Annotated in this window: 10 protein-coding genes and 1 tRNA gene; 3 read left to right on the top strand and 8 right to left on the bottom strand. The window is 72.2% G+C overall.

Annotated elements, in window-relative coordinates:
* Positions 1-10: 10 nt before the first annotated feature.
* The 3 genes from O1G21_RS35390 to O1G21_RS35380 form a co-directional block, all read right to left on the bottom strand.
* Complete coding sequence (locus tag O1G21_RS35390) at positions 11-598, bottom strand: restriction endonuclease (RefSeq protein ID WP_270149544.1); 588 nt, start codon at positions 596-598, stop codon at positions 11-13.
* Between the two features lie 404 nt (positions 599-1,002).
* Positions 1,003-1,761: a carbonic anhydrase gene (locus O1G21_RS35385; protein ID WP_270149542.1), complete on the bottom strand. Its 759-nt coding sequence runs from the start codon at positions 1,759-1,761 to the stop codon at positions 1,003-1,005.
* Positions 1,762-2,286: 525 nt separating this feature from the next.
* Positions 2,287-3,012, bottom strand: a complete 726-nt coding sequence (locus tag O1G21_RS35380; RefSeq protein ID WP_270149541.1) for a DUF2625 family protein — start codon at positions 3,010-3,012, stop codon at positions 2,287-2,289.
* A gap of 212 nt (positions 3,013-3,224) precedes the next feature.
* On the opposite strand from O1G21_RS35380, the gene O1G21_RS35375 reads away from it, so the two are divergent.
* Positions 3,225-4,103, top strand: a complete 879-nt coding sequence (locus O1G21_RS35375) for a DUF2510 domain-containing protein (protein WP_270149540.1) — start codon at positions 3,225-3,227, stop codon at positions 4,101-4,103.
* Positions 4,104-4,136: 33 nt separating this feature from the next.
* On the opposite strand, the gene O1G21_RS35370 is transcribed toward O1G21_RS35375, so the two are convergent.
* Both O1G21_RS35370 and O1G21_RS35365 read right to left on the bottom strand, forming a co-directional pair.
* Positions 4,137-5,255: a DUF4037 domain-containing protein gene (locus O1G21_RS35370; RefSeq protein WP_270149538.1), complete on the bottom strand. Its 1,119-nt coding sequence runs from the start codon at positions 5,253-5,255 to the stop codon at positions 4,137-4,139.
* A gap of 132 nt (positions 5,256-5,387) precedes the next feature.
* The gene (locus O1G21_RS35365; RefSeq protein ID WP_270149536.1) at positions 5,388-6,206 is read right to left on the bottom strand and encodes an MBL fold metallo-hydrolase; all 819 of its coding nucleotides are present in this window, start codon (positions 6,204-6,206) and stop codon (positions 5,388-5,390) included.
* Between the two features lie 117 nt (positions 6,207-6,323).
* On the opposite strand from O1G21_RS35365, the gene O1G21_RS35360 reads away from it, so the two are divergent.
* Positions 6,324-6,932 carry a helix-turn-helix domain-containing protein gene (locus O1G21_RS35360; RefSeq protein ID WP_270149534.1) on the top strand — a complete coding sequence of 203 codons (609 nt, stop codon included), beginning with the start codon at positions 6,324-6,326 and terminating at the stop codon, positions 6,930-6,932.
* Positions 6,933-7,253: 321 nt separating this feature from the next.
* On the top strand, positions 7,254-8,198 hold the full coding sequence (locus tag O1G21_RS35355; RefSeq protein ID WP_270149533.1) for a C45 family autoproteolytic acyltransferase/hydolase: 945 nt from the start codon (positions 7,254-7,256) through the stop codon (positions 8,196-8,198).
* Positions 8,199-8,601: 403 nt separating this feature from the next.
* On the opposite strand, the gene O1G21_RS35350 is transcribed toward O1G21_RS35355, so the two are convergent.
* From O1G21_RS35350 to O1G21_RS35340, 3 genes are all read right to left on the bottom strand, one after another.
* Positions 8,602-10,914, bottom strand: coding sequence for a hypothetical protein (locus tag O1G21_RS35350; RefSeq protein WP_270149531.1), 2,313 nt, complete (start codon positions 10,912-10,914; stop codon positions 8,602-8,604).
* Between the two features lie 3 nt (positions 10,915-10,917).
* A tRNA-Arg gene (locus tag O1G21_RS35345) sits at positions 10,918-10,989 on the bottom strand.
* Positions 10,990-11,226: 237 nt separating this feature from the next.
* Entirely contained in the window at positions 11,227-12,303 is a 1,077-nt protein-coding gene (locus O1G21_RS35340; protein ID WP_270149529.1) for a hypothetical protein, read from the bottom strand.
* Positions 12,304-12,380 lie beyond the last annotated feature (77 nt).

Genomic DNA, 12,380 nt, shown 5'->3' with positions numbered 1-12,380 from the left:
GCGGGTGGAATCAGGCCCAGGGCGGTCCGCCCGTCCCCTCCGCCCACAGCGCGAGCGCCCGCCGGTCGACGGTCCGGATGCCGACCTGAGCGCAGAACGCGGCCGCGGCCTTGGTGAACGAGCTGGTCGTCACCACGGCGGCCAGGTCGCAGCGGTGCACGTCACGGTAGGTGCCGTTGACCGTCTGGACGTCCCGGGAACCGACGAAGGTCTTCGGCCCGTACCGCTTGGCCTGGATCAGGATCCGCTGCCCGGTGGGCGTCGTGGCCAGCACGTCCGCCGCCAGGTCCCCGGCCCCGCCGACCACCGTCACCTTCGTACAGCCGTCCCGCCGGCACAGGTCCGCCAAGGCGTGCTCGAACGCCTTCGGACTCATCGTCAGGAACGGTCCGATGTGCCGCAACTGCGCGGCCCGCACCGCCAACTCCCGCTGCCGCGCCCGCACCCGCGAGCGCAGCCGCGCAACACCCGCCCCTGCGGCCACCGCCAGCAACCCGGCCACCAACAGCAGGTGCTGAACCAGCCAGTGCACCACCACCGACACCACGGCGAGCACGACCACCGCCGCCACTCCCACCAGCAGCGCGTTCTCCCTCACCTGCCGCACCCGGCGGGCAGCACTCGACCGACGTCGTCGAACAGGCCTGCGGGCCACGGCGTTCCCCCTCGCACCACGGTGTCCGTGCGAGCGTAGAAGCCGACGCCGGTCGAGCGCCCACGATCCGGGCGAACTCCCCCGGCTCCGCCGTCGAGTTGTCCGGATCCCAGCGGCAGACGGCCAGTACCGGGCGCCACCTGCGCGAGATCGGACCGACCCCGGGCACGCCCAGGGAGCCCCGGTGACGATCACCCTCCGCCGCCACGAGGCCGGCAGCCTCCGGCGTGCCTTCCCACCGGAGCGTGCGCCCCCTCGGTGGTTCTTCCGCAGGGTCTTTCCCGGCGCTCAGGGCCGCCCGGCTGCTGGAGCCCGTACAGCCGAGCCGGCCCGGCCCGTCCGACCTCTTAGGGCGCGCCGGAGAGGACTTCCACCGCGCCGGTGTCGAGCGAGTAGTACGCGCCGACCACGGCGAGGGCGCCCTTCTGTACGAGTGGAGCCAGGTCCTGGTTGGAGCGCAGGTCGGCCGCGGTCAGCGTGACCTGGGCGCGGGACATGGTCTCGACCGGGTCGGCGCCGCCCTCCTTGACCGCCTGGTCGTACGCCGGCTGCAGGGCCTTGGCGATCGCCTGGAGGTTGCCGGGCAGCGGTTTGCCGTCGCGGAAGGAGTTGTACGCCGCCTTGACGGCGCCGCAGCGCTGATGGCCGAGGACCACGACGAGGGGGGTGCTGCTCGTCATGGGCCCGTACTCGACGGACCCGGTGACCACCGGCCCGACCGCCACCCCGCCCGTGCGCATCACGTACAGGTCGCCGAGGCCGGTGTCGAAGAGGAGCTCGGGCGGCACGCGCGAGTCGATGCACGAGAGGACCGACCCGTAGGGCTCCTGTTCCTGGGCCACCAGTTGACGCCGGTTCGGGTCCCGGTTGGGGTGGTGCAGGTCTCCGCTGACCCAGCGCTTGTTGCCGTCCATCAGCCTCGCGAAGGCCGCGGCGGGCGTGGTGGGCCGTGCCTCCGGCGAGGTGCTGCTCGCGGGCGAGCCGGGTGACGCCGACGAAACGGGCGAGGCCGCCCTCGTCGTCGTGCACCCCGCGAGCGCGACCGCAGCGCTCGCCAGCCCGCCGGCGAGCAGCGCTCGACGACTCGGGCGATCGGTTCCGTCCATCGGTTCGTTCCCCTCACTGCCACACGGACTCGTCCTGGGTGTCCTGACCAGGCCGATTGTTCGGCGTGGCGCGGCCGCGCCGGCAGCAGGCGCAAGCGGACGCGGACCACATTGCTCCGGACGGCCCACCGCGCGCGCCCGGGGCGGTGTGATCCCGGACCTCCGAGCTGCCGCGCACCGGCCGCATGGTCCGCTTCTCCCACCCGGTCACCTACGCCGCCGCGGTCAAGGACTTCCTCGCCGCCCTCCCGACCACCCGGAGGGACGCCGGTGCGTAAGGCCGAACACCTGCGGTTCGCGATCCTGGCAGCCCAGCGCGAAGGCAACCGACTGCTGATCCAGGCCCTCAAACCCCACGGCATCACCCCGTCGCAGGCCGAGCTGCTGCGCCTGCTCCAGCAGCACGGCACCTTGAGCCTCAACGGGCGCTGCCCGCGCTCCGGCCGGCCGGCGAGGGGGAACGGTGTCGAAGAACGACCGTCCGTCGACACCGTGGGTGGGGGCTCCGGAGGATCGGGAAGCGCCTCAGGCCTCGCCGAGGAATCCGGGATCGGCCAGCCCCATCTGCCCGGCGAAGTCGGCCGCCACCCCGAGGACTTCGCGCATCGGTACCGCCCGTCGGCTCGTGGTCGCGAGATCGGCCTGGGCTTCCCGGGACCACAGGAACGGAAACACGGTGATGCCCTGGGACGGAGTCAGGGCTGCTGCCTCCTCCCGCCAACCGGGCCAGCGCACGCCGTCGTAGAAGGTCTCCGGGCCACCCGAGAGCAGCCAGGAGAGCCACCCCGAGTGGCCCAGCTCCAGCGCTTCCCATTCGAGCGTGTCGGGAGCGAAGTAGGTCATCTGCCCTGGAGCCCCCGGACGGCCTGCCCCCGCAGGGTCGTGGCCGTTCAGGGCGAACACCCCGCCCACGACGTCGTGGCCGACGACGAGACCGTCCGCAGGATGCCACGCGGGATCGAAGGCGGCGGGAAACCCGTTGATCCGTCCCAGGCTCGGCAGACTCCCGTCAGCGACCGGACCGCCGCCGAACACCCGTACCCACCCGTTGTCCAGGAGCAAGCCGCCCGTGTTCAGGACCAGGGCGCCGAGCATCGATCGAGCCGTGACCTGCAGCTGCAGGAGGCACCGGCGTCCCTCGTCCCGGTCGGCAGGAAGGACCTCCACGGGCACGGTCGTCGCCGCGAGCTCCTCCTCGAGCTCGGGCCACGCCGGATCGTCCACAACGGTCAACTCGTCGATCTCTCGCATCGGAGGATGATCCCACCCACGCGCTCGACGTCGGCAACCAGGGTGGTCGGGGCCGGCCACTCAGGGGCTCGGGCAGGTGAGGTGACGTCATACCGCAGGGGGCGAGCGAACTGTTCGCCGGGCAGCGGGACCGGGGGCCGTTGCCGTTGCCGGTGTCGGCTTGGGACGTACCCGCTCGGGGCCTGCCAAGGGCGGGCCGGTAGCGTACGTCCGTGACCAACTCGACGCCCCCCGGGTGGTACCCGGTCCCCGGCACGGACAACACCTCCAGGTACGAGCGCTGGTGGGACGGCAACGCCTGGACCAACGACGTCCGGCCAGTCCAGGTCGTCGCCGCACCGCCCGGCTACGGCTACCCCGGCCCGGTGTACCCACCCCCGCCGAGCCCCCGCCGCACCAGGCCGGCCGTGGTCGTCGGCGCCGCGGCCGGCGTGCTGGCCCTGGCCGGGATCGCCGCCGCGTTCGCGTTCAGCCACGGCGGCACCCCGCAGGCCGGCCCGACCCCGAGCCCGACGCTCAGCACCTCCCGGAGCGCCTCCCCCACGCCCGGCCCCACCCCCACCCCGGCGCCCACCACACCCAAGCCCGCGCCGGCCGTCACGGGCATCGCGCCGGACCCCCAGCACGCCATCACCGTCCCGCTCCTCGACGGCTGGGCCACCGAGACCGACCGCCCGAACTGGTCGATGTTCGAAGGCACCGGCAAGTACAGCTGCAACGGCGGCCACCGCTGTGTACGGGGGATGTTCGGCGTCGGCAAGAACGTGCTCCAGGGCGCCACGGCCAAGGACGCCGCCGACACCGCGATGCCCGGATGGGCGGGCGCGCTCTACCCCGGAGTCACCCAGCACACCGACTACGGCTCGGGCCCGATGAGCGTGGACGGCGTGCCCGGCTACGTCGACCGCTGGCACGTGAGCACCTCCACCGGCGCCCAGGGCTACGTCCTGCTGGCCACCTTCCAGGCCAAGGGCGGCGGCTACGTGGTGTTCGAGGGCTCGGTCGACGACGACGTGCTCTCGCCGGACAAGGACTCGCTGGAGCAGATCCTCATCGGCATCCGGCAGTCGGGATCCGCCAGCAGCACCTGACTCCGGCGGACACCGTCCTGCTCGTGGACCCCGTCACGGTCGGGCGATGGCGTCCGTGGCAGCGCGGATGGCGTCCGGCCGGCCCAGGAGGTCCGTACTGTCGGCCCACTGGTCGACGCCTCCGGTCAACGGCAGGCTGCGCAGGCGGGGATCGGTGACCGTCTCCATCAGGGCCCGGGCGAAGCGTTCGGCGTGCAGGACCAGGAACGGCCGGCTGTGGTACGGCCGGCGCGTCGGATCGACCGCATCCGTGAGCCCGGTGGCGTTGTGGATCCGGCCCGCCGTCTCGTACGCCTCGCACAGGTGCCGCTCCCGGGAGGGATGGTCGGCCGCCGTCAGAGCACCGTGCAGGGACGGCGCCAGGAGTTCGGCCGCCCTCGACCGAGCGAAGGCGCTGCCGAGCCACTTGCCGTACGGCGCGTAGCGGCGCTCCGTCAGCAACGTCAGCCGCATCAGCTCGCGGACCAGACGTGCGGCCACGACGGCGGAGCCCAAATCGTCGCCGACTTCCGCGCAGCGGCCGACGAACGCCTCCTCCTGGGAGATCCGCTGCCACTGGCAGGCCAGCAGGTACCGCCAGACCTGGTCCGGGTACCACGCCAGCCGCCGCCGGACCGCCGTGAGATCGCCCAGGTCGTCGCGGAACACGGCGCCTCCGGTCACCTCGGCCAGTCTCTGCTGCGGCAGCGCCAGCCAGTCGCCGACCTCCGGCCCCTCGTCACCCCAGCCCGCCACGCACGGGCCGAGCCGCGCGGCCAGCCAGCCGCCCACGTCGTGCACGGTGACCCGGTGGTCGACCGGGCCCCGGGTCGGCTCCATGTGCCCCACCGGATCAAGGGGATCGCCGCTGGAGCGGAAGTGGGTGGGCCAGCCGAGCACCTGCTTGGGCAGCCGGTGCGCCAGGAGTTCGCGGATCCGCCCGCCGTGGCGCTCCGCGTCCTCGGCAGCGAGGAACAGCTCCAGCCGCGGCCCCCAGTCGTGGTCGGCCGAGCGCACGGTGTCGAACCCCAGCACCTCGGACCCCGCACCGACCCGGGCCGCGGCGTACCGCAGCCCGGGAAGGGCGGCGCGGAGGATCGGCCGCACCCCCTCCTCGTACAGGGTCCTCGCGAGGTCGATGCCGGGCACGAAGGCGGCGGTGGGTGTGACCATGGCGTCCACTGTGCCAACGACGCCCCGGGAGGGTCCATCGGATATCGGCCGCACCACGCGCGGCCCGGCCGCTGACGCGGAGGTCGTCGCCCTCGGACACCACTTCCTCGGGTTCGGTGACGCCGTGATCGATCAGGCGATCGGTGGGGCGAGGTACTCCAGCGCGTAACCGTCGCCGGAGGGGGTCACGCGGGCGATGCCGGGTGAGTCGAGGTGGGCACCGGCGACGTAGTGGTGCGGCTGGGTCAGTTGTCGGAGGAGGGCCGCTCGCGCGGCGCGGGCCTGGGACTGGTCGCCGTCGAACTCCCAGGACACGTGCGGCTGATCGAACTGGAGCGTGGGAACGTGAACGGTGTCGCCCCAGACGAGGAGGTGGCCGGCGCCGCTCCTGACGTCGTAGACGGTGTGACCGGGTGTGTGGCCCGGTGTCGGGATCGCGGTGGTCCAGTCGTTGATCGCGACCTTCTCCGACACGGGTACGACCCGGTCGCGGACCGGCTCGAGTCGCCCCGTGAACACCGAGGTGTCGCCCGCGCCGATCCACACGCGCTCGAGTGCGGCGAAAGCCTGTGAACCGTCCGGTGCGATCAGGCCGCTCACGTGGTCTTCGTGCTTGTGGGTGATGGCCACATCGGTGATCCGCGCGCGGTCGATCCCCGCTTCGTCGAGCGCGTCGTAGATCAGTCCCATGGTGGGGTCGTGCCAGGCGTTGGAGGCGCCGGTGTCGATGAGGAGCGACCGCGTGCCGTCGGTGATGAAGAAGGCGTTGACCGACAGCCGCAGGTTGTCGCCGGCCAGCGGGACGGCGGCCGGCAGCACATCGAACGTGCGCCCGTCCTCGTCGCGGAGCCGGGTCGGCGGCATGTCGATGTACCCGTCTCGTAACGAGATCACCCGCAACTCGCCGAATTCGAACGTGGCATGGTGGCGGCCACTCGAGATCAAACGCATGGAACCTCCGTCAGGTCGGGCGCGGCGCAGCTCTCGCGTCTCCGATAGGAGACTAGTTCTTCTTTAGGAGAAACACTAGACTGTGGGCGGCGAAGTACCCGTCGAACGAGGAGCACGGTGGTCGAGCAGGACGGAAACGCGGCCGAACCAGGGCATGGTGACGACCTGGCGGGTGCGTTCGGCGGGAACGTGCGGCGACGCCGCGAGGAGGCGGGCCTGACGCTGGAGCAACTGTCCACGCGGTCGTCGGTCAGCCGGGCGATGCTGTCCAAGGTCGAACGCGGTGAGAAGAGCCCGACGATCGGCGTCGCGTCCAGGATCGCCCACGCGCTCGACGCGTCGCTCTCGGAGCTGATCGGCGCGCCGGCCGCTGCCGCGTCCGGTGTGGCCATCGTCATGCGCAGGAACGACCGCCCCGTCTTCCGCGACCCGGAAACCGGCTTCGAACGGCACATGGTGTCAGCAGCCCCGGGCGCGGGCGGAGCCGAGATGGTCGTCCACCACCTCCCCGCGCAGGTCTCCACCGGGCTGCTGCCCGCGTATCCGCCGGGTACCGAGAAACAACTCGTGGTGCTCGAAGGCACCCTGACCGTCGCGATCGGCGGAATCAGCGAGACCCTGAACACCGGCGACTCCCTGTTCTTCCAGGCCGACGCGGACCACGGCTTCGCCAACCCGACGAACGTCCCCTGCGAATACCTCATGGTCATCTCCCGCAGCCCCTGACCGGGCGACAGCTCGCGGACCTTCCCCGCGACCTCCCGCACCTCCATGCGGGCGACGGCGCAAAAGCTCGTCCTTCGCCATCTACGGCATGACCAGGGTGTGTTCACCGCCTGTCACCAGGATCACCCGACGCCGCCCTGGCAACGTCCTATTGGGAGTCGGCAGCACAACATTCCTACTCGGAATCGGCCACGCTCGCGTTCAGCGGCTTCACCGGATCCAGCGCCTGGCCGTCGCCGATAGCGGCCGCCTGGTGAATTGCCCGCACAATTAGCTACGTTGCCCTCACCTCGTCCGATTCCCACAGGGGGAGTGGCAGCCATGCGGCAACAGCACAAGACCTTCCAGGCGATCGAGGTCGGCGACGGCGGCGACGGGCGGTGGGCCGCCCACGCCCGGGCCCTGTGGCAGGGCATGGATGGCCTGCTGACCGACGAGGGCCGGACTCCGGAGGGCGCGGACCGCGTTCGGGCGCTGTTCCGTGCGCACATGCCGGAGCTGGTCCCGGTTCTGGACCGCCTGGCCGGCCAGCTCGACCGGCCCGAGGCGGAAACCTTCCTCACCCACGCGGCACTGCGGCCGTTCTCCCCGGCCTGCACCCAGATCGGCACGAACGGCACTCTGCTGCGCAACTACGACTTCCCGCCCGATCAGTGCGAGGGCACCGTCGTCTCCTCCTGCTTCCTGCGCCCCGTGATCGGGATGCAGGACATTCTGTGGGGCTTGCTGGACGGGATGAACGACGCCGGTCTCGCAGTCTCGGTCACCTACGGCGGACGTTCTGTCCACGGACCTGGCTTCGCCATTCTCATCGTGGTGCGCTACCTGCTGGAGACGTGCGACACCGTCGACGAGGCGGTCGGCAGGCTGCGGTCCCTGCCGGTCGCCGTCCCCCAGAACCTCACCCTTGTCGATCCCGCGAAGGCGGTGACGGTGTTCGTGGGGCCGGACATGTCGCCGACGGTGGCACCGGATGCCTGCGCCGCCAATCACCAGCACCTGCCGGTGACCGACGAGCAGGAGCGGGCCTTGCGGACGCAGGAGCGGCTGCTTGCCATTCGCACCGCGGGTGCGGACGTAGCTGCGATGCTCAAACCGCCGCTGTATCGATCCGTCGACGAGCAGGGGTGGGGAACGCTCTACACAGCCCGCTACCAGCCCGTCGAGGGCCGTGTGACGTACTACTGGCCCGGTGAGTCCTGGCAACAGTCCTTCGACGACTTCGCACCCGGATCCCGCACCGTCGCCTTGGGCCGGGCCAGCTGAGAGCCTTTCCGGTCCGGCCGGTGCCGGCGGGATCGGCGCCGGATCCGGCAGCGGCTCACGGCCAGTCACCAGGGCACCCACCACGACGGCCGCACCACCGATGGTCATCAGCCACGACATCGGCTGACGGTCAGCCACTTGCATCTTGCACGACTCCGAAACGTCCCCGTACGACCCGCCCTCCTTCGGGGACCACGACAGTCCGCACGCATCGTCCACCGGGTACAGCCCCAACGCGATCCCACCGGCCGCCGGCCGTCGCCAGCCCCTGCGTCACCTGAGACACAGCACGCCCATCAGTTCGATAGCGAGCACAGGGGCAGGCAGTACACGATCGGCACAGGTGGGGGGCAGCGCACGAACCGTCGCCCGTCCTTCCCGGCGTAGTTCCCAGGCGCGAAAGTCAGGCGCGGCCGGCGTCGTTGCGCAGCCAGTGTGGTCCCGTGGTCCAGCCGAGGAGGAGTCGGCCGGCGCCCGCGTTCGCCGGGCGGCCGGCTGCGGCCTGGCGTAGGCCGGTCAGGGCGGGGGCGAGGCGGGCGGTGACATGGTTGGGGTGGCGGGCGGCTTCGTCGTCGAGTGCGGCGATGACGCGGGCCTGGACCGTGGGTTCGCAGAGGGAGAGTTGGAAGACCATCTGGCGCCAGGCGTAGGCCGTGTCCTTGATGGTGGGCAGCGGGCGCGGGTTGTTGTGGATGCGGGCCGTGGTGCGGCAGACGGTGGTGAAGCTGCGGCGGGCCAGGTCGTCCCAGCCGGGTCGGGGGTTGATGCCGACCCGGGCGACCAGGGTGGCCAGGTTGTGGGTGGTGAGGATCTGGGACTGTTCGATGATCCTGCCGTTGGCGGCGACCGACCGGCCCGCGAACTCCCCGGCGCGCTGGACGCACAGCTCGGCGAATCCGCCGGAGGTGCGGATCGCACGGGTCCGGGGCCCGCCGCTCGCCGCTGCCGCTGGCGCTGCCGCTGCCGCTGCCGCGAGGTCGCGTACGGCCGCGTAGTCGATGTCGTAGTAGCGCTCGTACAGGGTGCCGTCGAGCAGGTCCGCGGCGACGTGCGCCGCTTCGAGGAACTTCGGCGTGAAGGTGCCCATGAAGATGTCCGCCGCGAGTTCCTCGACGAGCGGCGCCTCGAGGCCTGACTTGCTTGCGAGGACTGCGAGTTCGCGCACCAGCGGGTTGGGCAGGAGGGTGCCGGGGAAGGCCTGGACGGCCAGTTCGCCGAGGCGGCGCAGTGCGACCCGGGCCGGTTCGCGGCCGTCCTCGTCGGCGCGGTGCGCGGCCACTGCCCGTACCCAGGGCAGTTCGTCGACCCGTACCTGGGCCGCGAGGTTGTACAGGAGCAGCGAGCGGCGGTTGCGGAAGGCCCGGTAGTTGGCGGCCGCGAGGGTGCGCAGCGCGTCGTCCTGGTGGGCCTGGGCGCTGGTGGCGGCGGTCAGTTGGGGGACCAGTTCGGCCAGGGCTTCGGCGGAGGGCACGATGCCGCGTTCGACGAGGGTGCCGAGCGGGGCGCTCGTCGCGGCTTCCACCACGCGGCGGATCGCCGGGGGTACGGGTTCGCCCGCGGGCAGTCCGGTCTCCTGTGCTTCACGTGGCGAGACGTCGGCGATCAGCGGTTGGACGTCGGCGATGCCGGTGTCGGGGCGCAGCCCGTCGAGGCGGCGCAGCACGAGTTGGGCGAGGTGGTGGTGGGAGGGCCGGGCGGCCTGGACGGCCTGGCGGGCGCGCAGTTCGGTGTGCGGGGCGGAGCCCGGTCGGCCGCGGCGGCGCAGCATGGACTCGACGGCGTGGCGCAGCAGTCCGAGTCGGCGCGGGTCCAGGGTCCGACCGGCAAGGGTTTCCGCGAGGGCGCCGCGGAGGATGCCGAGGTTCTCCTTCGGGTTGCGGTGCTTGGTGCAGCGGGTGTGGACGGCGGCGAGTTCCTCGTACTGGCGGAGCAGGAGGGCGCCGCGTTGGAGCCAGGAGGTGTCGGGTGCGTGCTCCAGCACCGGTCCGGTGGTGGCGGTCTCCAGCCAGTGGGCGAGCAGTCGATCGCCGAAGGGCTGCCAGACGGTCAGGGCCTCGCGCTGCGCTTCGACGGCCGGGTTGGGCCGTCGGCGGGTCAGGGCGGCGTGGGCGTCGCCGGCGGTGCGACGGTGTACGGCGTCGGCGTCCGGTGCGGGCAGCGCGGCGGGGCGGGGGGTGAAGCGCAGCCGGCCGGCGAACGGTTCGAGGGTGTCGACGAGGTCCAGCGCGGCGGCCGTGTCCCCGGCGCGCACCAGCCAGGCCACCGTCAGCAGCGCCGCCTCCTCGGGCACGGTGACCTGGTAGCGGCCGCTGTCCAGCAACTCGTACAGCCGGGCCAGGCCGGGTTCGGTGAGGCAGTACGCGAAGAGCGCCCCGCGCTCGGCCGGGATCCCCGCCCGGGTCGCGGCCTCGCGTTCGTACGGCTGGAGCGGGCCCTCGGCACTGGCGGCGGAGGTGGCGAAGCCGCCGCGTACGACCTCGGGCGTCACCCAGGCCGGCAGGCCGGCGACCGGGGTGCGCGAGCCGATGACCAGGCGGCCCTCGGCCATCCCGGCGAGTACCGCGCGCCAGCGGTCCGCCCGGGCCTCGGCGCGCAGCCGGGTCCGGCCGTCGCCGTGGACCACTGAGGTGAGGAGTGCCCGGGCCAGCTGGTGCTGCGGGTACTGCGTGGTTGCCCCGGCTCCGGTGGAGTGCTGCTGCTCAGCGTCGTCGTCCATAAGCCGACGTGGCAGGTCCTGCCCCTGCGCCCTCCGGGTTAGGAGCCCGGTGCTCTACTGCTGAGCTACACGTCGATGCGAGTGAGAGTAGTCGTCGCTCCGGCGGCCGTGCAACGCGCTTTCGGGCTGCTGCCGGTGCCGGTGCACCTTGACGGATGCTGGACGACGAGCACGAGGCGGGCGGGATCGGGCACGGGCCCGAAGCTGTAGGCGATGAAGTGGACGCCGGTGGGCCGCTCGCTCGTCCTGCGGCCGTAGGGGCCGGGCCGGTGCGGCGCGCGCAGCCGCACCGGCCCGTCAGGCGGTCAGGTGTCAGACCTTCGCCCGGCCGATCGCCTGCACGGTGATCTCACGCATCCGGTCGAAGGCCGTCCGCGGATCGTCGTAGTTGAGCCAGGGGCCGGCCACCTCACGGCCCATCAGCTGGAACTGTTCGAACGCCAGCGCCACCCGGGCGTTCATGACCAGCGACCAGGCAGCCCAGCCCCGGGCAGTCTGGAGCTGCGGATGCGCCGGATCCGCCTGCTCCAGGTCGGCCAGCAGGGCGTCCACGGCCGCCGTGAACTCGGGCGTCCGGTAGGCGGCCGCCCCTGCCTTGTCGCGGGTGTTCTGTTCGAGGTACGCCCGCACCCTCAGGGTGGTCAGCAGGCTGCCGGCCGGCGCGTCGACGAGCGCGGCATCGACGAAGGCGTGCATCAGCTCGTGGCTGCCGTGCCACTTGGCGCACCAGTACTGCAACGCGCCCTCGTGGGCCCGCAGGTGGTGCGGGTCACGGGCCGTCACCTCGGCCCAGAGCTCACGGAAGTCCTCGTGCGACCAGCCCAGTCCCATGGCGATGGCGATCTGCGCCACCCAGGGGTTGGGGTCCTCCGCCGGTGCCAGTTCAACGGCCTCCCGGGCGGCCTGTTCCGCCTCGCGCAGGACGCGGTGGAACCCGCGGGCCTGCTCCATGGTCACCTCGGAGGCGTACCTGTCGGTACGGATCTCCCAGGCGAGCCCGACCAGCGCGTCGGTCTGCAGCAGGGCGGCCACCGCGCTGCGCGGCTCCTCCTCGCGCCACAGCCGCAGCCAGTGGTCCTCCTTCGCCGCCGCGGTGCTCAGCGGCTCCATCCGCATCCAGCGCCGGTTCGCGTCGCGGTCGCGGTCGGCGTCGGCTTCGGCCAGGTACTCGGCCACCGGGCGCCAGTCACCGCCCTCGGCCGCGTCGAGCGCGGTCGCCAACTCCGCGGACGGCTCGTCCCCCCGAAGCACGAGCTGCTCGCGCGGGACCAGCCTGCGCCGCAGCTCGGTCTCCCGGAGGCTCCGCCGTTCCCGGGCGACCCGCGAGACGACGAACCTACCCGCGACGACCACGAGCACCACGAGCACCACGAGCGACAAGAAGACCATGAACTGCTTTCCTAGCGGACGGGGAGGGGCCGCCACCCGTACCCGAGCGGTCCCTGAGCGGGCACCGGGCACGGACG

The sequence above is a fragment of the Kitasatospora cathayae genome (assembly GCF_027627435.1).
Taxonomy (GTDB): domain Bacteria; phylum Actinomycetota; class Actinomycetes; order Streptomycetales; family Streptomycetaceae; genus Kitasatospora; species Kitasatospora cathayae.
Note: the sequence above shows the minus strand (reverse complement) of the source record. Positions and strands in the feature narration are given on the sequence as shown.